We start from the raw sequence: 22,324 nt of genomic DNA, 5'->3' as shown, positions 1-22,324 counted from the left end.
CCTTGGTCATTCGGCCGTCACGCCCCGGCGTGTGCCGTCCGGTGCGGGCGCGGTGTCCTCCGGGAGCAGGTGCAGTGCCTGGAGCCGGGCGGCCAGTGCGGCGGTGTCGGTCCGCTGCCCCTTCGCGGCCAGATAGCCGTCCGGCCTGATCAGCGCCCAGCCGCCGGGAGGGACACCGAAGGTCTGCCGCAGCGTGTCGTCGGGGTCGGCGAGGGCGGGGCCATCTTCGTTCTCGTGGGGGACGACGGTGCGTACCTGTACGGCCCGGCCGTACCGCAGTGCCAGCTCCGTGCCTCCTCCGGCGGCAAACAGCAGAAGCAGCCACCGGGGATCGGTGAGCGCCTGCCGCAGCGCCCGGTGGCCGGAGTGGCGCGCCACGTCCTGTTCCGCGCACGCGACCAGGTGCCCGGGACGTATCCCTGCCGCCTCGCCGGCCGTGCCGTACGTCAGCGGGCTGTCCGCGTAGTGCAGGGCGAGGCCGGACATCCCCGCCATGATCCGGTGCTCGACGCGCCGTTTGAGCGGGCGCACCGCCTTGAGGAAGGACAGGCCCACGGGCATGGCCACCGGCGCCACGGCGTTGCGCAATGCCACCAGGGCCGTGGCCGTGCGCGTCGAGGACAGCAATCTGCCGCCCACCGGGACGCGTTCGGCGGCGTAGGTGTCCAGCAGCTCTTCGCGCGCGTGTCCGCGCACCACGTCCGCCAGCTTCCACGCCAGGTTGTAGGCGTCCTGCATGCCGGTGTTCATGCCCTGGCCGGAGGCCGGGCTGTGGACGTGCGCGGCGTCGCCGGCCACGAAGCAGCGCCCGGAGCGCATGGCGGTGATCATGCGCTGCTGTACGCGGAAGACGGAGACCCAGGTGGGCTCCGAGACCGCCACCGGACGCCCGAGACCGCGCGCCAGGGACCCGGCGAGCCTGCGCCGTACCGTCTCCGGGTCGGCTCCCTGGCCGGCGTACTCGGTGTCCACCGCGCGCCACTTGCCGGGGTCGGGGAACGGCACCAGCAGCACGGTCCCTGAACCGGTGTGCACCAGGTGGTTGCTGTCGCGGGGCAGGTCGGCGTCCAGCACGACGTCCGCGTTGAGCCAGGTCTGCGTCGCGTCGCCGACCAGCCGCAGCCCCAGCCGCTCGCGCACGGTGCTGCGGGAGCCGTCCGCGCCCACCAGCCAGGGTACGGTGACCAGTTCGGTACGGCCGTCACCGCGCAACTCGGCGGTGACCCGCGCTCCGGACGTCGTGCAGTCCGCCAGCTCCACGCCCCACTCGATACCGACGCCCAGCCCGGCCAGGCGCTCGCGCAGGATCTCCTCCGTACGGACCTGGTCCAGCATCAGGCTGAACGGGTAGGCCGTGGGCAGCTTGCCGTAGTTGGTGTCGAAGCGGATCAGCTGCCGGCCCCGCAGGTGCACGGTGAAGTGGGTGACCGGCCGCCCCCGCGCCACCAGGGCGTCCGCCAGGCCCATCTGGTGGCACGCCTCCAGGGTGCGCGGATGCACGGCCAGCGCCCGGCTGGTCGTCGCCGGGCCGTCGGCCCGGTCGATCACCCGGACGCGTACGCGCCGGCGGGCCAGCTCGTGCGCCAGGGTCAGGCCGACGGGCCCGGCGCCGGCGATCAGCACCTCAGGGCCGTCCGCCTCAGGCGGCATGCGGAGCCTCCGCGAAGCGCTTGGCGAGCGCCAGGGTGGCCGCGCTGTTGCCGCCGACCGCCGCGCGCACCCGGGTCCGCGCGTCGGCCGCCGTGGCATCCGCGCCGAGGATTTCCGGGATGGCGTCCTCGTTGATCCGGATGGTGTGCTGGGAGGTGACGAGCAGCCCGTCCCCGGTGTCCCGTATCGACCACTCGCCGGTGTGCAGGGTCATCAGCGGGGGAGTGCCGATCTGCTTGTAGACGATCCGCAGTTCGCCGGGGAAGCAGACCCGCACCGACTCCGTGCTGTGCTCCGAGCCGTCGTCGGCCCGGGTGACCATGGTCATCACCTGCACGTCAGGCGTGGGTTCGGTGAGGTCGAGCCGGGAGACGTGCGGCAGCCGGCCGGGCCACTTCGCGGCCTCCGCGAGGAACGCGTACACCGCCTCGGCGGGAGCGTGCACCGTCTCGCAGTCCTCGAACGAGAACAGCAGCTCGGCGTCGGTGTCCGGGCGCTCGGCCAGCGCCTTGATGTTCGCCAGCTCGGTACGGCTGTTGCGGTCGGTCGCGGTGGTGATCCACTCCACGTCCTCCGGGCGGTCGTCCACCGCGGCGAACGTGTGGTGCAGCGTCAGCTCGCAGCGCCCGCCCGGCCGCTCCCGGAGGACCCATTCGCCGCTCATCGCGGCCACCGGAGGGGAGCACACCTCCTGCCGGAACCGGACGCGGAGCCCGTCGGGGTCCAGCGTCCGGTGCGACGTCCAGTGCTTGACCTCCCCGTTGGCGGTGGCCCAGATGCGCAGCCGTTCGCTGCGGGCGTCGAGTTCCGCGCGCTCGACGTGGACGGTCGGCGCGAAGCGCCGGGGCCAGTCGGCGGCGTCACGGATGAGGGCGTACACCCGGCCGGCGGGGGCGTCGATCTCCGTGTGGTGCACGGCGCTGTGGGATGTGGGTGCGGGCATGCGTCGTCGGTTCCTCTCGGGTCTGCGGGGCAACGGGGGCTGGGCTGCGAACAGGGTGGGGCGGGGCGGCTCAGTAGATGCCCAGGCCGCCGCAGACGTTGAGGGCCTGCGCGGTGATGGAGCCCGCGTCCTGGCCCACCAAGTGGCCCACCAGGGCGGCCACTTCCTCGGGCGTGGAGTAACGCCCCAACGGGATCTTGTCGTTGAAGCGGGACAGCACCTCCTCCTCGGTGGTGTCCCAGGTGGTCGCGTACGCCTGCCGCACGCGGACGGCCATCGGCGTCTCCACGTAGCCGGGGCACACGGCGTTGACGGTGACACCCGTGGGGGCCAGCTCCTTGGCCAACGCCTTGGTGAAACCGATCAGGCCCGCCTTCGAGGCCGAATACGGGGCGCCCAGCGGAACGCCCTGCTTGCCGCCGGTGGAGGCGATGCTGACGATCCGGCCCGAGGCGCCGGCGCGCTCCAGCCCACCCGTGGTCAGGGCCTCGCGGGTGACGAGGAAGGCGCTGTTGAGGTTGGTGTCGATCACGTCGTACCAGAGGTCGTCGGGGATGTGGGCCGTCACCCCGCCGCCGCTGCGGCCCGCGTTGTTCACCAGGACGCTCAGCGGCCCGAACCGGTCGACCGCACCGCGCACGACGCGCTCCACCGACTCCCGGGACCGCACGTCCCCCTCGCACCCGGCGACCTCAAGGCCCTGGCCCCGCAGGTCCTTGACGACGGCGTCGACGTTCTCACGGCTGCGGGCGCACAGGAACACCCGCAGCCCGCGGGCGGCGAGCGTGTGCACCACGGCGAGCCCGATGCCGCTGGTGCCGCCCGTCACCAGGGCGGTCCTGGGCGTGGCACTGGTAGTCATGGCGTTGTCCTCCGGTGTCGTGGTGTGGCGGCGGGCGCTCCCGCAGGGCACCGCCCGCCCCGTGCGTACCAGCGTGCAAGCGGCCGTTAGAGGCTGGACCGACCGCGGTTGGGGCCGTCTCCGTGCGGTGCGGCAGGGCGATCACGGACCGACCACGGCTCGAAGAACGGTCGAAGACCGGCTGCCACGCTCACGCCGAGCGGCCGCCCCCAGCCCGGCCGCCGGAGAGGAGAGTCGTATGACCGCCCCGGAACAGCCGTCGGGCGTCCCCGTGGACACCGCGCTCTACCAGGAGATCCAGCACTTCTACGGACGCCAGATGCGGTACCTGGACGAGGCGCGGGTGGAGGAGTGGGCCGGCACGTTCACCGAGGACGGTGTCTTCGTCGCCAACGCCCACCCCGAGCCGTCCGTCGGGCGGGCCGCCATCGCGGCCGGTGCCAGGAAGGCCGCCGCCCTGCTGGCCGAACAGGGCGTCCAGCGCCGCCACTGGCTCGGCATGCTGGAGGCCGACGCCTGTGACGACGGCACCGTACGCGCCCGCACCTACGCCCTGATCATCAGCACGCCGCGCGGCGGCCAGGCAGCGGTTCACCTGAGCACGAGCTGCGACGACGTGCTCGTGCGGGAGGACGGCCAACTGCGCGTACGGTACCGCGAGGTGCGCCGGGACGACCTGCGGCCCGAGTAGTGCAGCCCCGACCCGCGAGCGAGAGAGGAGCCCTGCCCATGGCCGAGCGCCACCCCGACGGCCCGCAGGACAGCACCGCCGAGGGGCCGCCGCTCGACGTGCTGGCGCAGTTGACGGGCGGCCCGCGCATCGACGACGTGCTGTCGCGGGCGGCCCGCCGCGCCCCCGGACGGCTCGCGCTGAGCGGCCCCTCAGGGGATCTGACCTACGCGGCCCTGGAGGAGCGGGCCACACGGTGCGCCGCCGCGCTGCACGAGCTGGACGGTGAGCCCGGCGCGGTGGTGGGCATCGCCGCCGTACTGGACACGTCGTTCGCGGTGGCGTACTTCGGTGCCTCCAGGGCCCAGCACGTCAGCGCGATGTTCAACCCGCTGCTGCGCGAGGAGCGCCTGACCCACGTGCTGCGCTCGGCGGGCGCGCGGACGGTCGTCGTCCCGCCGCAGATGTACGCGCGCATCCAGGCTGTACGCGGGGACCTGCCGGCGCTGCGGACCGTGGTGCTCACCCACCGCGAGCCCGGCTTCCAGGAGGCCACGGCGGACGTGCCCGCGCTGGACGAACTGATCGACGCGGCCCCCGCCACGGCGCCGTTCGCCGGCCGCGATCCCGAGGCCGTGGCGAACCTCCAGTTCACCAGCGGCACCACCGGGGCGCCGAAGACCGTCGTGCTCACCCACCGCAACCTGACGGTGAACGCGGCCCAGACCGCGTTCGCCCACCGGCTCACCCCCGAGTCGGTGCTGCTCAACACCCTGCCGTCGTTCCACCTGATGCACCTGAACATCGCGGTGACCGTCGGCGCCACCCACCTTCTGCGGCCCGGGGACGACACCGTGGCGGCGCTGCGCGAGGGCGCCCGCCACGGCGCGACACACCTCTACAGCCTGCCGGTACGACTGGCCCGGCTGGCGGCGGACGAGCGGCTGCCGGAACTGTCCGTGCCCACGCTGCGGGCCGTGCTCTCCGGCGGATCGGCCCTGCCCGCGCGGACCGCCGACGTCCTGGGCGAGCACTTCGGCGTCCCGGTCGTCCAGGGGTACGGACTGGCCGAGACCGCGCCGTCCACGCACTTCGACGACCTGGACCATCCGGTGGCCGGCTCGTCGGGCCGGCCCGTACCGGGCACCGCCTGCCGCATCGTGGACCTGCGGACCCGGGCCGTCCTCCCGGTGGGCGGCCGCGGCGAGATCCAGGTCAAGGGGCCCCAGTTGATGAAGGGGTACCTCGGCAGGCCGCGGGAGGAGTCCGTGGACCCGGACGGCTGGTTCGCCACCGGCGACATCGGCGAGACCGACGCGGAGGGGCGGCTGTTCGTCGTCGACCGGGTCAAGGACGTCTTCAAGTGCGACAACTGGCTGGTCTCGCCCCTGGAGATCGAGAACGTGCTGGCCCGCTGCCCGGGGGTGGCGGACTGCGCGGTCTTCGACCACCCGGACGAGTTCAGCGGCGCCGTCGCGCACGCGCTGGTGGTCCTCGCGGACGAGGACACCGACCGTACGGCCGTCACCCGCTACGTCAACGACCGGCTGCCCTACTACCAGCACATCAAGTACCTCGACGTCGTACGGGACATCCCCCGCTCGCCCACCGGGAAGATCCAGCGCCGCGAACTGCGGGACCTGACCCTGGGCGGCCCCCGCCGGCACGCACCGAGCGCCACCCACCACACGAAGGGCACCTCCACCATGTTCACGTTCGTCAACCGGTTCACGGTCCAGGGCGACACCGCCGAGTTCGAGAAGCGGGTCGGGGAGATCACCGCCCACATGACGCGGCAGCCCGGCTTCCACTCGCACCGCCTGCTGCGCTCCGCGAAGGACCCGGAGGTCTACGTCGAGATCGCCGAATGGGACGACGCCGAGTCGCACGGCCGCGCGGTGCGCACCGAAACGTTCCAGCGGGCCGTGCGCGAGGTCCAGAAGCTCGCGAGCGCCGATCCGGCCCCCTTCGTCCCGGTCACCACGACCGGCTGACGCAAGCCGCCGAGCCGATTCCACCAACAGGCAGACACAGAAAGGCAGTCCACCGTGACCAGCACCTCTCCCACGGCGCTTCCCCCCGCCGTCATGCGGCTGCGCGAACTCGCCCTGAGCGCCGCCTGCGCCGCCGCGGTACGCGCCGCGGCGAGCCTGGGCGTCGCGGACGCCCTCGGGGACGAACCCGCGGACGCCGGCACCCTCGCGAAGGCGGTGCGGGCCGACGCGGACGCGCTGGAGCGCCTGCTGCGCGCCCTCGCCGCGTACGGCGTCTTCAGCGAACTCCCCGACGGCCGCTTCGAGCACACCGATGCCTCCCGGCTGCTGCGCGAGGACGCCCCGCGCGGCCTGCGCTACTCCGCGCTGTGGGCGACCGAGCCCTGGACCTGGGCCCTGTGGCCGCACCTGGCGGACGCGGTCCGCACCGGTAAGGAGGAGTTCACCGGGCTGTACGGCACCGAGTTCTTCGACTGGCTGCACACCGCCGAGGCCCGCGAGTCGGCCCAGGTGTTCGACAAGGCCATGACCCAGTCCAGCGTGCTGTCGGCGAAGGCCATCGCCGAGGTCCTCGACCTGGACGGTGTCGGCGCCATGGTGGACATCGCCGGGGGCCAGGGCATGGTCCTCGCCACCCTGCTGGAGAAGCACCCGAAGCTCCGCGGCACCCTCTTCGACCTGCCGAAGGTCGTCGCCGAGGCCGACCAGCGGCTGCGCGAGGGCGGCGCGCTCGCCGGGCGCGCGCAGCTGGTGGCCGGCGACTGCCGGCAGTCGGTGCCGGAGGGCGCCGACCTGTACCTGTTGAAGAACATCCTGGAATGGGACGACGAGAGCACGGTGCGGACCCTGCGCAACGTCGCCAAAGCCGCCCCCGCCGGAGCGCGCGTGGTCGTGGTGGAAAACCTGGTCGACGGCAGCCCCGAGACCCGGTTCACTACCGCCATGGACCTGATGCTGCTGCTCAACGTGGGCGGCAAGAAGCACACCAAGGCGGGGCTCAGCGCGCTGGTCGAGCAGGCGGGGCTCCGGCTGGAGGAGGTACGCGCGGTCAACTCCTACCTGCACATGTTCGTGAGCAGGGTTCCCGCGTAAGCGCCACACGTACGACGGGACCCCCGGCCGGAACGCTCGGCCGGGGGTCCCGTCGTACGAGGATCAGGCGGTGGCGGGCTCGCCTTCCTGGAACAGGTCGGAGCGGACCCGCAGCGCCCGGTCACCGTAGGCGATGCGCCGCAGTACGGAGCGGTAGGCGGGGGTGCGCGAGACCAGCATCGCCGCCTTCGGGCGGACGACCCCGGAGACGCGTCCGGTCGAGAGCATCATCCGGCTCTGCATCACCTGGACGCGGGTCGCCCGCTCGGTGTCCGGGCGGCGCCGCGTGGCGAACGCGCTCAGGAAGCGCTCGCTCAGGTCGCGTCGCCGCAGGCCCTCGCACAGGACCGGGTGCGCGGCGACCGCGTCCTGGATGGCGAGGTTGATGCCCTGGGCCCCGATCGGGCTGTGGGTGTGCGCACTGTCCCCGATCAGCAGCAGCCCGTCGCGCGCCCACGTCCGGGCGGAGCCGGCGAACACGTCCAGCAGGGACACGTCCTTGAAGCTGTTCACCTGCTGGTCCACCTCGTCCGCGTACTCGGGCACGGCCGCCCGGATGCGCTCCTTGACGTACGCGAACCCCCGCTCGGCCAGCGCTTGGTAGCCCTTGTGCGGCAGCGTCCAACCGAGCTGTACGCAGTCGGGGAAGGACGTGTAGGCCAGCACCGGGTTGCCGCCGGCCCGGAAGATGCGCACCGCGCGCGTGGCGGGCGCGGTGAGCTTGCACCACAGCACGTCCTGGTCGAACAGCTCGATGCGGTCGTACGGGATGCCCGCCAGCCTGCGGACCGTGGAGTACCGCCCGTCCGCACCGACGACACAGTCGGCGCGGACCACGACCCCCTCCCGGCCGCCGCCGCACACCACCCCGCGGACCACGCCGCCCTCCTCCACCAGCCCGTTGACCTTGGTGCCGGTCAGGCAGGTGAACCGCGGGTGGGAACGGCAGCGCTCCAGCAGGTCGGCCAGCAGATGCTGCTGCGGCAGGCTGAGCAGGCAGTTGTACGGGCCGGGCAGCCGCCGGTAGTCCCCGTTGATCAGGGTCCTGCCGTGCTCCTCCAGACGGAAACCGTCGTGCTCGTGGCAGCCGCGCCGCCGGGCGCCCTCCAGGACGCCGAGCGCGTCCAGCAGGGACTGCCCTCCAGGTTGCAGGATCTCGCCCCGGTAGGCGCGCTCCAGCGAGCGGCTGCGCTCGACCAGCGTCACCCGTGCCCCCGAGCGCAGCATCAGCAGCGCCAGGGTCAGCCCGGCCGGGCCGCCACCGACGACGCACACATCGGCGTGTGCGTCGCCGGGCGGCGGCCCGTCGGGACCGTTCACAGCTCCAGGCTGACGCCGTACTCGGCCAGCCAGGTGTTCATCCACAGCACCAGCTCCAGACTGCCCCGGTCGTAGGGTTGGCTGACGGCGCCGAGCGGCCGCCGCAGCAGGTCGCGCGCCCGCCCGAGATCCAGCAGTTCACGGACCGGCGCACCGTTGTCGGCGAGCAGCGCGGCCAGTTCGCCGCGCAGCAACCGCTCGTAGGCGGGGTCCTGCGTGGCGGGGTAGGGCGTCTTGACCCGGGTGAGCACCGATTCCGGCAGCAGGTCGCGTACCGCCGCCCGCAGCAGGCTCTTCTCCCGGCCGTCGAAGGACTTCATGGCCCACGGCACGTTGAAGACGTAGTCGACCAGCCGGTGGTCGCAGAACGGCACCCGCACTTCCAGGCCGGTGGCCATGCTCATCCGGTCCTTGCGGTCCAGCAGGGTCTGCACGAAGCGGGTGAGGTTGAGGTAGGTCACCCTGCGCAGCTCCGCCTCCCGCGCGTCCTCGCCGGGCAGTACGGGCACTTCCTTGCGGGCCTCCTCGTACCGGTCCCGCTGGTAGCCCGGCAGGTCGAGCTTGTCCAGCAGCTTGCGGTCGAACAGGCCGCGGCCGCCGAAGTACCGGGCCGAGCCGGCGGTCAGCCAGGGGAACGTACCGGCGTCGACGGCGGCCGACCGGTGGAACCACCGGTAGCCGCCGAAGAGTTCGTCCGCCGCCTCGCCCGACAGCGCCACCGTGCAGTGCCGCCGTACCTGCTGGAAGAACAGGTACAGCGACGGCCACATGTCGCCCCAGAAGGCCGGGGGCAGGTCGGTGGCCCCCAGCACGGCGGCGCGCACCGCGGGCGCCGCGAGGTCCGCACTGTCGAGCACGACTTCCGTGTGGTCGGCCGCCACGTGCCGGACCATCTCCCTTACGTACGGGGCGTCCGTGCCGCCCCGTACGGCATCCGGCTGGAACCGGGTGCCGGCGCCGGAGAAGTCCACCGAGAACGTACGGACCGGGCCTTCGCCCGCGCGCGCCGCCAGCGCCGTCACCGCCGAGGAGTCCAGCCCGCCGGAGAGCAGCGTGCACAGCGGCACGTCGGAGACCAGCTGCCGGGTCACCGTGTCGGCCAGCAGCTCGCGCACCCTGGCGATGGTGGTCTCCAGGCCGTCGGTGTGCTCCCGCGCCTGGAGCGTCCAGTACCGGCGGCGGGTGACGCCGGTGCGCCCGACGGTGACGACCTCCCCCGGCAGCACCTCGTGCATCCCCGAGAAGACGGTCCGGCCGGGGGTCTTGACCATGTCCAGCACCTCGCACAGGCCCTCGGCCGTCACCCGGCGCCGCAGCGACGGGTGCGCGAGCACGGCCTTGGGCTCGGAGCCGAACAGCACTCCGGTGGGGGTGGGGTGGTAATAGAGCGGTTTGACCCCCATCCGGTCGCGGACCAGCAGCAGTTCCTGGCGCGCCTCGTCCCACACGGCGAAGGCGTACATGCCGTTGAGCCGGTCCACCAGGCCCCGGCCCCACCGGGTGTAGCCGTGCAGCACCACCTCCGTGTCGCAGTCGGTACGGAAGCGGTGCCCGTGGGACTCCAACTCGGCGCGCAGTTCACGGAAGTTGTAGATCTCCCCGCTGAACGTGATGACGTGGCTCGTGCCGTCCGGCAGCGTGCTGTGCATCGGCTGCCGCCCGTGCGCCGGGTCGATGACCGCCAGCCTGCGGTGGCCGAGCGCCGCGTGGCCGCCGGTCCACAGGCCCGCGTCGTCCGGCCCTCGGCAGGCCATGGTGTCCGTCATGGCCCAGGCCGTGGCCCGCTCCTGCGACAGCTGGCGTTCGAAATCGATCCAGCCGGCGATTCCGCACATCGGCCGGCCCTCACTTGTCCCGCGCGGCGGCGTCCGCCGACGGGGAAGCGCCGGCGAGCGCCGCGTTGGTCATCTCGATCAGGGCGCGCGGCGTGGTGGCCTTCTCCACCGCGTCGTCACCGAGCCGTACGCCGTAGTCGCGCTCGATGCGTCCCAGGGTGTTCAGCAGTGCGAGCGAGTCGTAGCCGAGGTTGTCGAAGGCGACGTCCTCGACGTCCCCTCCCAGGTCGACCGACTCCTCCTCGCCCGCGCACTCGCGGAGGAGGGTGAACAGGTCGGAAACGGTGAGCAGGGTCATGACAGTCCTACCTTTCGGGGGTGCAGAGAACTCGCGAAGAGGGGCGCGCGAGGGCGCCGTTGCACGGAATCGGTCCAAGGGGGGCGGCGGCTCAGTCCCGGCCGCTGACCACCATCGCGGAGTTGAACCCGCCGTGACCGCGGGCGAGGACCAGGGCGTGCCGCAGGGACGCCGGGCGGGGAGCGCCGACGACCAGGTCCAGCGTGTCCGGGACGGCCCCGCCGTCCACGTGCACCGTCGGCGGGACGACCTGGTCGCGCAGCGCCAGCAGCGCCGCCGCCAGGTCCAGGGAGGCGCCGCCGGCCAGCAGCCGCCCCGTCATCGTCTTGGGCGCCGTCACCGGCACCCCGCGCGGGCCGAACTCGGCGGCCAGCACCTGTGTTTCCACCGCGTCGAGCGCCGGGAGGCCCATCGCGTCGGCGAAGACCACGTCCACGTCCGCCGGTCCGATCCCGGCGTCGTCCAGCGCCAGCCGGAGCGCTCTGCGCAGCCCCGGCTCCCGGCCCGAGCCGGGACGGGGGTCGAAGGTGGCCGCGTACCCCGCGATCCGCCCGTAGACGTGCGGGGCGCCCCGCTCCGCCGCGGCCTCGGGGTCCTCCAGGACCAGCAGCGCCCCGCCCTCGCCCGGCACGTACCCCGAGGCGCCGGGGGAGAAGGGCAGGTACGCGCGGCGCGGATCGGTCCGGGTGGTCAGCCCGCCGGAACGGGTCATGCACAGCCAGCCCCACGGGCACAGCGAACCGTCCACACCGCCGGTGAGCATCAGCGGCGTCCCGCCCCGCACGTGGCGGCGCGCCTTGGCCACCGCGTCCAGTCCGCCCGCCTGCTCGGCCACCAGCGCGCCGCCGGGGCCCCGCATGCCGTGCCGGATGGAGATCTGGCCGGAGTTGACCGGGTAGAACCAGGCGAAGGACTGGTACGCGCTGACGTGGGCGCCGCCCTTGCTCCACAGGGCCGCCAACTCCCGCTGGCCGAAGTCGAACCCGCCCGCCGACGCGGCGGTGACCACCCCGGCGGCGAAGTCGGGCATCGTGCGCGGGTCGGCGCCCGCGTCGGCCAGCGCCTCCTCGGCCGCGACCAGCGCGAGCCTGGTCATGTGGTCGGTCTGCGGCAGCAGCCGGCTCGGCAGCTCCCGCGCCGGGTCGAAGTCCTTGATCTCACCGGCCAGCGAGGAGGCGTAGCCGGACGGGTCGAACCGGGTGATCCGGCCGATCCCGCTGTCGCCGCGCAGCGTCGCGGCCCAGTACCGTTCGGTGCCCAGCCCGTTGGGCGCGACCACGCCGATGCCGGTGACCACCGGCCGGGCGGTGCCGCCGGCCGGAGCGCCGGCGGCGGTGGCGGGGGCGAGCTGTCCGGTCACCGCTTCCTCCCCGGGTCGGTGAGCACGATCGCGCTCTGGAAGCCGCCGAAACCGCTGGCCACGGAGACCACCGTGGACACCGGCGCCTCCCTGGCGACCAGCGGCACGTAGTCCAGGTCGCAGTCGGGGTCCGGCTCGCGCAGGTTGGCGGTGGGCGGGATCACCCCGTGCTCGATGGTCAGGGCGCTGGCCGCCACCTCCAGCGCGCAGATGGCGCCCAGCGAGTGGCCGATCATCGACTTGATGGAGCTGATGGGGACGGCGTACGCGTGCGACCCCAGGCTGCGCTTGAACGCCGCCGTCTCGTGGAGGTCGTTCTGCTTGGTCGCCGAGCCGTGGGCGTTGACGTAGTCCACCTCCGTCGCGTCCACGCGCGCGGCGTCGAGCGCGCCGCTCACAGCCTCGGCCAGCTCCCGCCCGTCCGAGCGGAGTCCGGTCATGCTGTAGGCGTTGCACCGCGCGGCGTAGCCGGCGATCTCCGCGTACGCGCGGGCCCCCCGCCGCTTGGCGTGTGCGTACTCCTCCAGGACGAAGAAGGCCGCCCCCTCACCGAGCACGAAGCCGTTGCGGGTGCGGTCGAAGGGCCGGGACGCGGTCTCCGGCTCGTCGTTGCGCGGCGTGGTGGCCTTGATCGCGTCGAAGCACGCCACGGTGATGGGGGAGATGGCGGCGTCGGACGCCCCGGCCACCATCACATCGGCCGCGCCGTCGCGTACCAGGTCCGCCGCGTGGGTGAGCACGTCGATGCCCGAGGTGCACCCGGCCGAGACCACCCCGGCCGGGCCCTCCGCCTCGGCCAGCCAGGCGATCTCGGCGGCCATCGACGAGGGCACGAAGTAGTCGTAGAGGTAGGGCGTGCCGTGCGCGTCGTCGACCTGCCACAGCCGGCCCTCGTCGCTGACCACCGCGTACTCGCGGTCCAGGCTCATCGTCATGCCGCAGGCGGTGCCCGCCATCACGCCGGTGCGCAGCGGGTCCGCCTCGCCCGTCACGCCGCTGTCCGCCAGCGCCTCCCGCGCGGCCACGTAGGCGAACTGCGTGGTGCGGTCCCAGGCGCGGACCTGCCGCTGGCTGAGCCCCTCCGCCGCCGGGTCGAAGCGGCATTCGGCCGCCACCTGGGAGCGGAAGGACGAGGCGTCGAAGGACGTGATCGGGCCGGTGGCGGTACGTCCCGCCGTGAGCATCTCCCAGAACGGCTTGGTGCCCACGTCTCCCGGAGCCACCACGCCGATCCCTGTGATTACGACGCGTCGAGCGTCTTGGATCTTGGACACTGAGTCTCCTCTGCCGTCGTCGCGCCACCGGGGGCGGCGCGAGCGCGTCGAGGCACAGAGTGACCTTCGGAGTTCAAGGCGGTTTGGAGGCGGATTCGACGCCTGAGCCACTGCGGCGGGCGGTCCGGCGCGCGCCGGGCGGCGGCGTACCGCCGCACCGCGCGTCCCTCAGGCGGACTGCCGCCCGGTCCCGAACTCCGTCGCGGGCCGGGCGTCCAGCTTCTCCCGCAGCCGGCGCAGCACCGCGATCGTGACGCGCATGTCCTCGGCCGGCACGTCCTCGGCCAGGTACTCCAGCCACCGCCGTTCCAGCGGGCGCAGATCGTCCAGCGCCTGCCGTCCGCTGGGGGTGAGTTCGACCAGCGGGCTGCGCTGGTCCTGCGGGTTGGGCCGGGTCGTCACGACGCCCTCGGCCCGCAGCCGCTCGACGGTCTGCTGGACCGCCTGCCGCCGCAGTCCCCGTTCGCGGGCCAGGCGGGCGACCGTCGAGGGGCCGTTCAGCAGCAGTCCGGCGACCTGCCAGCGCGCCGAGGTGAGCCCCGCGTGGGCGGTGAGGCTGTCGCCTTCGCGGAGCAGGCGGCCGTTGACCGCGAAGACCTCGGCGGTCACCTCGATCAGGGCGTCCACGTCAGGGGCTGAGGAATCCATGGGCACAGGGTATGTCCTTACCCGAGAACGACAAGACCTTGTCAAAACCGCCCGCCGGTGATTACGCTCGGCACCCGGCCTTGGTGCCGACGCTGGACAACGTGTGGGTACGGGGCCGGAACCGCCGGCCTGGAGAGTGAGGAACCGTGTCATCCGCAAATCCGGGCCCGGCGGGCGCGGCGGACCAGGCAGCCGGGGCGTTCACGCACCGGCAGATCCTGACGGCCATGTCGGGACTGCTGCTGGCCGTGTTCCTCGCGGCGCTGGACCAGACGGTCATCGCCACCGCGATGCGCACCATCGCGGACGACCTCCACGGCCAGACCGAGCAAGCCTGGGCGACGACGGCCTACCTCATCGCCTCCGTGCTGGCGATGCCGTTCTACGGCAAGCTCTCCGACATCTACGGGCGCAAGCCCATGTACCTGATCTCCATCGCCGTGTTCGTGGTGGGCTCGGTGCTCTGCGGCACGGCCGGCTCGATGGCGGAACTGGCCCTCTTCCGGGCCGTTCAGGGCCTGGGCGGCGGCGGGCTGATGTCCCTGCCCACCGCCGTGGTCGCCGACCTGGCCCCGGTGCGCGAGCGCGGGCGCTACTTCGCCTTCCTCCAGATGGCGTGGGTCGTGGCCAGCGTCGTCGGCCCCCTGGCGGGCGGCTTCTTCGCGGAGGCCGGCCAGGTGTTCGGCGTCGACGGCTGGCGCTGGGTGTTCCTGCTCAACGTGCCGCTGGGCCTGCTGGCCCTGGTCACCGTACGCAAGGCGCTCGACCTGCCGCACGAGAGGCGGGAGCACCGGATCGACGTACTGGGGGCGGCGGCGCTGGCGCTGTTCCTGGTGCCCCTGCTGATCGTGGCCGAACAGGGCCGCTCCTGGGGCTGGGGCTCGACGGCCTCCCTCGCCTGCTTCGCGCTGGGCGCGGCCGGGCTGGCGCTGTTCATCCCCGTCGAGCTGCGGCGGGGCGAGGAGGCCGTACTGCCCCTGGGGCTCTTCCGGCGGGGCGGCATCGCCCTGTGCTCGGCCGTCAACTTCACGATCGGCGTCGGCATCTTCGGCACGGTGACCACCCTGCCGCTGTTCCTCCAGATGGTGCAGGGGCGGACACCGACCCAGGCCGGTCTGGTGGTCATCCCGTTCATGCTGGGCACCATCGCCTCCCAGGTGGTCTCCGGCAAGCTCATCGCGGCCTCGGGCCGGTTCAAGAAACTGGCGATCGTGGGCCTGGGCTCGATGGCCGGCGCGCTGCTGACCATGGCCACCGCCGACGCGGCGACCCCGATGTGGGTCATCGTCCTGATCGTCCTGTGGCTCGGCGTCGGCATCGGCCTGTCCCAGACCGTCATCACCCTCGCCATGCAGGCTTCGGCCCCCAAGAGCCAGCTCGGGGTGGCGAACGGCGCGTCCGGGCTGTGCCGGCAGATCGGCGGCTCCACCGGCATCGCGGTCCTGTTCTCCGTCATGTTCGCGGTGGCGCTCGGGCGCCTCGCCGACCTGCTGCACACCCCGCGCTACGAGCGCCTCCTGACGGACCCGGCGGTCACCGGCGACCCCGCCAACCACCGCTTCCTGGACATGGCCGGGTCCGGACAGGGCGCGGGGATCAACCTCGACGACACGTCCTTGCTGAACGGCATCGACGCCCGGCTGCTCCAGCCGGTGACGGAGTCCTTCGCCCACGGCTTCCACGTCATGTTCCTCGCCGGCGGCGCGGTGCTGCTGGTCGGCTTCGTCCTGACCTGGTTCCTGCGCGAACTCCAGGAGGAGGCGGCGCCGGAGCAGGAGCGGCAGGCCGAAAGCGGCGCCGGTGCGGGCGGCGGACGGCGGCCCGCGCCGGACGCCTGACCGCACGGGAACCGGCGGCCCTCCGCGCCCGCGGCCCCGGCCGGGGCGCGGAACGGCCGATTCCCGGCACCGGACCGGCCGGTTCCCCCCTTCCCCGGGCTCCTCGACGGTGCGCTCTGCCACCAAGGTTGCAGTTTCTCCTTCCGGTTTCCGCTGCCGGGCTTCACTTCCGTTGCCTTCGCTTGGGCCGCCGTCCCACCGCCGTTAGCGTCTGGTCCCGTTCGGCCGACGGTGTGACCACGACATTCAGCGGAGGCGGGAAACCATGGACTTCAAGGCACTCGGCCCCATACGCGTCGTCAACGACCAACTTGCGTACACCCCGACCGCTCCGAAGGTGAAACAGGTGCTCGCCCTGCTGGTGATGCGGGCGAACCAGATCGTCAGCCTGGAAGCCATCCTCGACGAACTGTGGGGCGACGCCCTTCCGCGCACCGCCGTCACCACCGCCCAGACCTACATCTACCAACTGCGCAAGGACTTCATCGAAGAGCTGGGAGCGGACCCGCAGGAGCGCTCCATCGTCACCGCGCCCCCCGGCTACCTGCTCCACGCACCCGAGGAGTCGCTCGACACCCACCACTTCGCGCGGCTCGCCGACCGGGCCCAGGCCGGCTACGCCGAGCGCGACGCCGAAGGCGCGGTCCGGTGGGCCGAGGCGGCACTGCGGCTGTGGCGCGGCACGCCCCTCGCCGACGTACCCTGCGGAAGGGCGCTGCGGGACTACGTGAGCAACCTCGACGAGCGGCGCGTCTCCGTACGCAAACTCCGCATCCAGGCCGCCATGGACCTCGGCAGGTACGGCGAGCTGATCACCGACCTGCGGTCCCTGGTCGTGGAGTACCCGTACGACGAGTGGTTCCACGCACAGCTCATGCTGGCCCTGGGCAAGGCGGGCCGGCGGGGCGAGGCGCTGCACGTCTACCACAAGGTGCGCCGCCTCCTGCGGGACGAACTCGGCCTCGACCCCTCGCACGACCTACAACGCGCGCAGGAGGAGGTACTCAAGTCCGCGTCGTGACGCGGCGCGTTGTACGCTCCCTCGCGTTCACGGACTCGTACAGGCGGACGGCAGGCACATGGCGACCACCGAGACACTCGCGCGGATCTCCGCCATCGGCCCCTACTTCGCGGTCTCCTGCGGGCCCCGGCCGGACGCCACGCGGTTCCGGCCGCTCGCCGGCCTCTACCAGGAGCGGGCGCCGCTGGCGGACCGCGTCACCGAGGTGGGGCGGCGGCTCGGCACCGGTCAGCGGCGCGTGGCCGCCTCCACCTTCCACCTCGGTACGGCCGCCCGCCTGTGGTCGGTCGCCCTGGCCGGTGCGGCGCTGACCGGGCAGGTGCCCGACCTCGCTCCGGAAGGGCTCTGGTGGCGGGCGGCCGAGTCCGGCCCGATCGACCTCTGGATGCCCGAGGCGGCCGCTGACCTCGGCGGCGACACGGCCGCTGCGCTGCACACGGCCGTCGTCGTACGGAACCTCATGCCCTTGGGCGCCGCTCTGGAGCGGCACTTCGGCCTCTCCCCGCTCGTCATGCGGGGCAACATCGCCTCGGCGCTGGTCGGCACCGTACGAGTGCTCCGGTCCTGCGCCCCCGACCTGCCGCACCCGCCGCTCGCGCTCGCGACGGCGCTCCTGGGACGCGGGCCCCTCAAAGACGCGGGCGTGCTCACCACCCGACCCCTCGCCTACCGCCGCCACAGCTGCTGCCTCTACTACCGCGTCCCAGGGGGCGGGTTGTGCGGCGACTGCGTCCTCCACCGCGAGAAGAGCCAGGCATAAGCACCGCACTGGACGGTGACGGCCGAACGCCGGGAGGGCGCGGAGCGGCCTCAGTTCCGCTCCGCGCCGTCCGTCGGCAGCCGGGACCCTCACCCCGGCGGCATACCGGGGCCCCTCAGCCCCGGTCGTACGGGGCCACCGCTCGGCGGACCAGGTACCGGGCGTAGGCGTCCGCGGTGAAGAACGCCGGCAGTTCGCGGGCGAGCGCCGTCCGTTCGAGGCTGCCGCGTCCTCCATCAGCCCGTCGAGAACCACGGCACCGGTGCCGCCCAGCCAGGCGCCGAAGTAGCGCAGCGCGACGGCCACGTTGGCGCGCACGCCCTCCTCGGTGGGCGGTCCCGCGGTGCGGCGGACGGCCAGGAGCCGGCCGGCCGTGACGTCGACGTCACCCCGGCCGCGGTCGATCTGGTGCGGCCGCCCGCCCAGCACGCCGTCGAAGACGTCGCGGCAGAAGGGCACGAGGACTCAGCTGCCCGCCGATGGCGTTCTCCCAGGTGGGGGAGGTGGCGTCCGCGAAGTCGGCCAGCCACACCTGGGCGCCGGAGGTGAGCGCGGCGACCGTGGTGCGCCGGTCCGGCGGGCCGGTGAGCCCCGGCGCCGGCGGTGCGACCCGCCAGTGCGGGTCGGCGCGGACGGCGGCGGTCGCCCGCGAGAAGTCGAGGGGGCAACCCGACGAGAGGCGCAGGGCGCGGCGGCGCCGCTCGGTGAGCACCTGGCGGTGGCGGTCGGCGAAGGCGGTGGCGAGGTGCCCGACGAAGCCGAGCGCGGCGGGCGTCAGGATCTCGTCGAAACGGTCGCCCGGCATGCCGAGCACCTGGACGTGGCCGGTCGGTTCGGTGGTGGACACGCGCGTCTCCTTCGCGGGCCGAGGGGCGGGCGCCCGGCGCTGGGCGGGTTCATGGGTGTGAAGGGTGCGAACGGCTGGCACGTAGTGCCGGATCTTCTGCGGCACGGCCCCGCGTGACGGCGCGAAGTCCGCTGGCCGTAGGAAGACTCTGGCAGTGGCACTGAGTGCCATCAAGCGTGGCCCGCTGCCAACTGCTGCGCATCTTCCCCGCGGTGATTGCCAAGTCTGCCAACCTTCCCGGATCGGCCGGCACGGCCTAGTCTTGGGCTTCGTCGTGAAGGAGTCCCGGTGAGCAAGACCTATGCGGGTGCGCGGCTGAGGCGGCTGCGCGAGGAGCGCGGACTCAGCCAGGCGGAGCTGGCGCGGAGACTGGAGCTATCGCCCAGCTACCTCAACCAGATGGAGCACGACTCCCGGCCCCTCACCGTCCCGGTACTGCTGCGCCTGACCGAGACGTTCGGCGTCGACGCGGCCTTCTTCTCGGAGCGGGACACCAGCCGGCTCGTCGCCGACCTCAGGGAAACCCTCGCCAACGAGGTCGCCGCGGCCCAGGTCGCACCGTCCGACCTGGCACAGCTGGCACACCGGATGCCGGCCGTGGCCGCGGTCCTGCTGGAACTGGGCCGGCGCAACCACGCCCTCACCGAGCAACTGGCCGTGGCGACGGAGGGCCGGGACGGCGCCGGGTCGTGCTCGCCGCGCTCGCCGCACGAAGAGATCCGGGACTTCTTCTACCGGCGGCAGAACTACCTCCACGACGCCGACCTGGCGGCGGAGGACCTCGCCCACGCCATCGGCATCCGCCCGGGCGAGGTGCTCCAGGCCCTGTCAGCGCGGCTCACCGGACACCACGGGATACGCATCGCCCCGGACTCGGCGCAGCCGCACCACTACGACCCCGCCGCCCGCGTACTGCACCTGTCCGGCCGACTGCGCCCGGGCCAGCAGGCGTTCCGCATGGCCACCCAGCTCGCCCTGCTCGAATACGGCGACGAGCTGTCCACGCTGGCCGCCGAGGACTTCCCGGAGGGCTCCGACACCTGGTCGCTGGCCCGGATCGGCGTGGCGAACTACTTCGCCGCCGCACTGGTCCTTCCCTACCGCGCCTTCCACACGGCCGCCGAGGAGGCCCGCTACGACATCGAGCGGCTCACCGACCGGTTCGGGCTCGGCTACGAAACCGTCTGCCACCGCCTGAGCACCCTCCAGCGCCCGCGGCTGCGCGGCGTCCCGTTCTCCTTCGTACGCGTCGACCGCGCCGGCAACATGTCCAAGCGCCAGTCCGCCACCGGCTTCCACTTCTCCCGCGCCGGCGGCACCTGCCCCCTCTGGAACGTGTACGAGGCGTTCGCCACCCCCGGCCGCATCCACGTCCAGGTCGCGGCCATGCCGGACGGGCAGCGCTACCTGTGGACCGCCCGTGCCGTCACCCACCACCGCGGCGGCTGGGGCGAGCCCGGCAAGACCTTCGCCATCGGCCTCGGCTGCGAGATCCGCCACGCCTCCCGGCTGGTCTACTCCGACGGCCTCGACCTCGACAACGCCTCCGCCGCCACGCCCATCGGCATGGGCTGCCGCGTCTGCGAACGTCTCGACTGCCCCCAGCGCGCCGTACCCCCGCTGGGCCGGCCGCTGGCCATCGACGAGAACAGCAGCACCTTCGTGCCGTATCCCGTGACCGGCGACGAGGGCCGGGACACGCGGTGACGCCGACGTGAGGCCCTAGGCCGGCTCTTGGGGTCGCCCCGTCGGCGTACCGGCGCGGAAAGTGCGCCGGTATGCCGACGGGGCGACCCCCGCCTCCGCCGCCAGGTGCCGCCGCAGCGAGGTGGCGGTGGCGAAGCCGACCTCGTGGGCGATCCGGTCCACCGGCAGGTCGCTGGACTCCAGCAGGTGCCGCGCCCGCCGCAGCCGCTGCTGGGTCAGCCAGCGGCCGGGACTCATGCCGGTCTCCTCCCGGAAGCGCCGGGCGAAGGTACGGGTGCTCATCGCCGCGTGCGCGGCCAACTCGTCCAGCGTCAGCGGCAGTTCCAGTCGGCCCAGCGCCCAGTCGCGGGTCGGCCCGGTGCCGGTGGCGCTCGCCGGCGGCAGCGGCCGCTCGATGTACTGCGCCTGCCCGCCGTCCCGGTACGGCGGCACGACGCAGCAACGGGCGACCTGGTTGGCCACTTCGCTGCCGTGGTCCTGGCGCACCAGGTGCAGGCAGACGTCGACGCCGCTCGCCGCCCCGGCGGAGGTCAGCACGTCGCCGTGGTCGACGAAGAGCACGCCGGCGTCGAGCTCGACCCGGGGGAACAGCTCCTGGAAGGCGCCGGCGAGCGCCCAGTGGGTGGTGGCCCGGCGCCCGTCCAGGAGGCCGGCGGCGGCCAGCAGGAAGGCACCGGTGCAGATGGACACCAGGCGGGTGCCGGGGCGGACGCGGGACAGGGCGGCGAGGGCCTGCGGGTCCGGTGCGGCCGCCGCGGCCCGGGAGACCGCGTACGGGGGAATGACCACGGTGTCCGCCGCTGCCAGCACCTCGGGACCGTGCCCGGGGGTGACGGTCAGGTCCGAGTCGGTACGCACGGGCCGCCCGTCCACGCTCGCGGACAGCACCTCGTAACGGCCGTCGGCGGACCCCAGGACCCGGTGCGGGATGCCGAGTTCGAAGGGGTAGACGCCGTCGAGGGCGAGGACGACGACCTTGTGGGCGCCGGGCCGCGGGTCAGGGCGCATGAGGCCGTCCAGTTCGGCGACGCGGTCGGCGAGGTCACGGGTCCGGGAGGGCGTGGCGGACGCGGGGCGGGCGGCAGGGTCGAGGAGCATGGCAGGAATGTATCGGAAGCTGACGTTCTTGCCATCGCCAGGGGCCGGTCCGCACGGCCAGGATCAAGGCATGACTTCGACGAACACCCCGGAAAACCGCAACACTGCCGGAAACCGCAACGCCCCCGAAAACCGCAACACCCCGGACGGCGCCCCCACGATGCTCGCCCTGCACCAGACGGCCCTCGGCGGCCCCGAGGTGCTGCGCCTGACCGAGCTTCCCCGGCCCGTACCCGGCCCCGGGGAGATCCTCGTCGCCGTGCACGCGGCCGGACTCAACCCCACGGACTTCAAGCACCGCGCCCTGAGCATCTTCCTGCCGCCCCCGCCGCTGACCCTCGGCTGGGACGTCTCCGGCACCGTGGTGGAGACCGGCATGGGCGTCACCCTCTTCCGGCCCGGTGACGAGGTGTTCGGCATGCTGCCCTACCCGTACGGGGCCGGCTCCCACGCCGAGTACGTGACCGGCCCCGCCCGGGCCTTCGCCGCGAAGCCCGCCGGGATCGACCACGTCCAGGCGGCCGCGCTGCCGCTGGCCGCGCTCACCGCCTGGCAGGCCCTCGTCGAGACCGCGGACCTCCGGGCCGGGCAGCGGGTGCTGATCCACGCCGCGGCCGGCGGTGTCGGCCATCTCGCCGTACAGATCGCCAAGGAGCGCGGCGCGCACGTCACCGGGACGGCGAGCGCCCCCAAGCACGACTTCCTGCGCGGGCTCGGCGCGGACGCCTGCATCGACCACCGCTCCGAGGACTTCACCGACACGGACGAGCGCTACGACGTCGTCCTCGACGCCCTCGGCGGGGAGACCGCCACCCGATCCGTGGGCGTACTCCGCCCCGGCGGCATCCTCGTCTCCCTGCTGCCGGGCGCCGAGGACACCCGGGCCGAGGCGGAGAAGGCACAGGTCCGCGCCGTCACCCTGCTCGTCGAACACGACCGGGCCGGGATGCAGGCCATCGCCGGTCTCGCCGAAAAAGGCAGGCTCCGCGCCCACGTCTCCGGCACCTTCCCCCTCGCCGAAGGCGCCCGGGCCCACGCCCAGGGGGAGACGGGCCGCACCACGGGCAAGCTGGTCATCACCGTGCGCTGAGTGCGCCGCGCCGGCCG

General features: G+C 73.3%; 18 protein-coding genes and 1 pseudogene. 8 read left to right on the top strand and 11 right to left on the bottom strand.

All coding sequences use genetic code 11. The features are described from left to right. Window positions 1–6: 6 nt before the first annotated feature. The 3 genes from ACH4OW_RS37010 to ACH4OW_RS37000 all read right to left on the bottom strand — a co-directional run bounded on the left by ACH4OW_RS37010 (window position 7) and on the right by ACH4OW_RS37000 (window position 3,455). On the bottom strand, window positions 7–1,650 hold the full coding sequence (locus ACH4OW_RS37010) for an FAD-dependent monooxygenase (RefSeq protein ID WP_398032901.1): 1,644 nt from the start codon (window positions 1,648–1,650) through the stop codon (window positions 7–9). Then, a complete protein-coding gene (locus tag ACH4OW_RS37005; RefSeq protein WP_398032898.1) occupies window positions 1,640–2,593 on the bottom strand; it encodes an aromatase/cyclase in 954 nt (317 codons plus the stop codon). The genes ACH4OW_RS37010 and ACH4OW_RS37005 overlap by 11 nt, the downstream gene beginning before the upstream one ends. A gap of 70 nt (window positions 2,594–2,663) precedes the next feature. After that, a complete protein-coding gene (locus tag ACH4OW_RS37000) occupies window positions 2,664–3,455 on the bottom strand; it encodes an SDR family NAD(P)-dependent oxidoreductase (protein ID WP_398032895.1) in 792 nt (263 codons plus the stop codon). A gap of 238 nt (window positions 3,456–3,693) precedes the next feature. Here ACH4OW_RS37000 and ACH4OW_RS36995 point away from each other — a divergent pair, with 238 nt between their 5' ends. The 3 genes from ACH4OW_RS36995 (at window position 3,694) to ACH4OW_RS36985 (ending at window position 7,211) form a co-directional block, all read left to right on the top strand. Beyond that, complete coding sequence (locus tag ACH4OW_RS36995) at window positions 3,694–4,146, top strand: nuclear transport factor 2 family protein (RefSeq protein WP_398032892.1); 453 nt, start codon at window positions 3,694–3,696, stop codon at window positions 4,144–4,146. Window positions 4,147–4,184: 38 nt separating this feature from the next. Then, entirely contained in the window at window positions 4,185–6,119 is a 1,935-nt protein-coding gene (locus tag ACH4OW_RS36990; protein ID WP_398032890.1) for an AMP-binding protein, read from the top strand. A gap of 93 nt (window positions 6,120–6,212) precedes the next feature. After that, window positions 6,213–7,211: a methyltransferase gene (locus ACH4OW_RS36985; RefSeq protein WP_398032960.1), complete on the top strand. Its 999-nt coding sequence runs from the start codon at window positions 6,213–6,215 to the stop codon at window positions 7,209–7,211. Between the two features lie 63 nt (window positions 7,212–7,274). Here ACH4OW_RS36985 and ACH4OW_RS36980 read toward each other — a convergent pair whose 3' ends face one another. The 6 genes from ACH4OW_RS36980 to ACH4OW_RS36955 form a co-directional block, all read right to left on the bottom strand. Further along, entirely contained in the window at window positions 7,275–8,531 is a 1,257-nt protein-coding gene (locus ACH4OW_RS36980; protein WP_398032887.1) for an FAD-dependent monooxygenase, read from the bottom strand. Beyond that, window positions 8,528–10,366: an asparagine synthase (glutamine-hydrolyzing) gene (asnB, locus tag ACH4OW_RS36975; RefSeq protein WP_398032885.1), complete on the bottom strand. Its 1,839-nt coding sequence runs from the start codon at window positions 10,364–10,366 to the stop codon at window positions 8,528–8,530. Before asnB ends, ACH4OW_RS36980 begins: the two co-directional genes overlap by 4 nt. Window positions 10,367–10,376: 10 nt before the next feature. Then, window positions 10,377–10,664 (bottom strand): acyl carrier protein, encoded by a 288-nt coding sequence (locus tag ACH4OW_RS36970; RefSeq protein WP_398032883.1) that lies wholly within the window; start codon window positions 10,662–10,664, stop codon window positions 10,377–10,379. Between the two features lie 91 nt (window positions 10,665–10,755). Further along, window positions 10,756–12,024 carry a ketosynthase chain-length factor gene (locus tag ACH4OW_RS36965; protein WP_398032882.1) on the bottom strand — a complete coding sequence of 423 codons (1,269 nt, stop codon included), beginning with the start codon at window positions 12,022–12,024 and terminating at the stop codon, window positions 10,756–10,758. Beyond that, window positions 12,021–13,289: a tetracycline polyketide synthase beta-ketoacyl synthase subunit OxyA gene (oxyA, locus tag ACH4OW_RS36960; RefSeq protein ID WP_398032957.1), complete on the bottom strand. Its 1,269-nt coding sequence runs from the start codon at window positions 13,287–13,289 to the stop codon at window positions 12,021–12,023. Before oxyA ends, ACH4OW_RS36965 begins: the two co-directional genes overlap by 4 nt. 177 nt (window positions 13,290–13,466) lie before the next feature. Further along, entirely contained in the window at window positions 13,467–13,946 is a 480-nt protein-coding gene (locus tag ACH4OW_RS36955; protein ID WP_398032881.1) for a MarR family winged helix-turn-helix transcriptional regulator, read from the bottom strand. 146 nt (window positions 13,947–14,092) lie between these two features. On the opposite strand from ACH4OW_RS36955, the gene otr(B) reads away from it, so the two are divergent. From otr(B) to ACH4OW_RS36940, 3 genes are all read left to right on the top strand, one after another. Next, window positions 14,093–15,784, top strand: a complete 1,692-nt coding sequence (gene otr(B) / locus ACH4OW_RS36950; RefSeq protein WP_360132646.1) for an oxytetracycline resistance efflux MFS transporter OtrB — start codon at window positions 14,093–14,095, stop codon at window positions 15,782–15,784. 265 nt (window positions 15,785–16,049) lie between these two features. Beyond that, window positions 16,050–16,805, top strand: a complete 756-nt coding sequence (locus ACH4OW_RS36945) for an AfsR/SARP family transcriptional regulator (RefSeq protein ID WP_360132649.1) — start codon at window positions 16,050–16,052, stop codon at window positions 16,803–16,805. Between the two features lie 58 nt (window positions 16,806–16,863). Next, window positions 16,864–17,565 carry a (2Fe-2S)-binding protein gene (locus tag ACH4OW_RS36940; protein WP_398032877.1) on the top strand — a complete coding sequence of 234 codons (702 nt, stop codon included), beginning with the start codon at window positions 16,864–16,866 and terminating at the stop codon, window positions 17,563–17,565. A 115-nt stretch (window positions 17,566–17,680) separates the two neighbouring features. Here ACH4OW_RS36940 and ACH4OW_RS36935 read toward each other — a convergent pair. After that, window positions 17,681–18,412, bottom strand: a pseudogene (locus ACH4OW_RS36935) (hypothetical protein). A 288-nt stretch (window positions 18,413–18,700) separates the two neighbouring features. Between ACH4OW_RS36935 and ACH4OW_RS36930 the strand changes: the two are divergent. After that, window positions 18,701–20,119 carry a short-chain fatty acyl-CoA regulator family protein gene (locus ACH4OW_RS36930; RefSeq protein ID WP_398032874.1) on the top strand — a complete coding sequence of 473 codons (1,419 nt, stop codon included), beginning with the start codon at window positions 18,701–18,703 and terminating at the stop codon, window positions 20,117–20,119. Window positions 20,120–20,134: 15 nt separating this feature from the next. On the opposite strand, the gene ACH4OW_RS36925 is transcribed toward ACH4OW_RS36930, so the two are convergent. Continuing rightward, a complete protein-coding gene (locus ACH4OW_RS36925; RefSeq protein ID WP_398032872.1) occupies window positions 20,135–21,217 on the bottom strand; it encodes a GlxA family transcriptional regulator in 1,083 nt (360 codons plus the stop codon). Between the two features lie 70 nt (window positions 21,218–21,287). On the opposite strand from ACH4OW_RS36925, the gene ACH4OW_RS36920 reads away from it, so the two are divergent. After that, the gene (locus tag ACH4OW_RS36920; protein WP_398032870.1) at window positions 21,288–22,307 is read left to right on the top strand and encodes an NADP-dependent oxidoreductase; all 1,020 of its coding nucleotides are present in this window, start codon (window positions 21,288–21,290) and stop codon (window positions 22,305–22,307) included. Window positions 22,308–22,324: the final 17 nt, after the last annotated feature.

It is taken from the genome of Streptomyces sp. NPDC017056 (genome assembly GCF_044332485.1).
Classification (GTDB): Bacteria; Actinomycetota; Actinomycetes; order Streptomycetales; family Streptomycetaceae; genus Streptomyces.
Note: the sequence above shows the minus strand (reverse complement) of the source record. Positions and strands in the feature narration are given on the sequence as shown.

What these genes read in the sequence shown, in the direction of transcription:
- ACH4OW_RS37010 (WP_398032901.1), bottom strand. Translation starts at nt 1,650, where the DNA reads ATGCCGCCTGAGGCGGACGGCCCTGAGGTGCTGATCGCCGGCGCCGGG.
- ACH4OW_RS37005 (WP_398032898.1), bottom strand. Translation starts at nt 2,593, where the DNA reads ATGCCCGCACCCACATCCCACAGCGCCGTGCACCACACGGAGATCGAC.
- ACH4OW_RS37000 (WP_398032895.1), bottom strand. Translation starts at nt 3,455, where the DNA reads ATGACTACCAGTGCCACGCCCAGGACCGCCCTGGTGACGGGCGGCACC.
- ACH4OW_RS36995 (WP_398032892.1), top strand. Translation starts at nt 3,694, where the DNA reads ATGACCGCCCCGGAACAGCCGTCGGGCGTCCCCGTGGACACCGCGCTC.
- ACH4OW_RS36990 (WP_398032890.1), top strand. Translation starts at nt 4,185, where the DNA reads ATGGCCGAGCGCCACCCCGACGGCCCGCAGGACAGCACCGCCGAGGGG.
- ACH4OW_RS36985 (WP_398032960.1), top strand. Translation starts at nt 6,213, where the DNA reads ATGCGGCTGCGCGAACTCGCCCTGAGCGCCGCCTGCGCCGCCGCGGTA.
- asnB (WP_398032885.1), bottom strand. Translation starts at nt 10,366, where the DNA reads ATGTGCGGAATCGCCGGCTGGATCGATTTCGAACGCCAGCTGTCGCAG.
- ACH4OW_RS36970 (WP_398032883.1), bottom strand. Translation starts at nt 10,664, where the DNA reads ATGACCCTGCTCACCGTTTCCGACCTGTTCACCCTCCTCCGCGAGTGC.
- ACH4OW_RS36955 (WP_398032881.1), bottom strand. Translation starts at nt 13,946, where the DNA reads ATGGATTCCTCAGCCCCTGACGTGGACGCCCTGATCGAGGTGACCGCC.
- ACH4OW_RS36945 (WP_360132649.1), top strand. Translation starts at nt 16,050, where the DNA reads ATGGACTTCAAGGCACTCGGCCCCATACGCGTCGTCAACGACCAACTT.
- ACH4OW_RS36940 (WP_398032877.1), top strand. Translation starts at nt 16,864, where the DNA reads ATGGCGACCACCGAGACACTCGCGCGGATCTCCGCCATCGGCCCCTAC.
- ACH4OW_RS36925 (WP_398032872.1), bottom strand. Translation starts at nt 21,217, where the DNA reads ATGCTCCTCGACCCTGCCGCCCGCCCCGCGTCCGCCACGCCCTCCCGG.
- ACH4OW_RS36920 (WP_398032870.1), top strand. Translation starts at nt 21,288, where the DNA reads ATGACTTCGACGAACACCCCGGAAAACCGCAACACTGCCGGAAACCGC.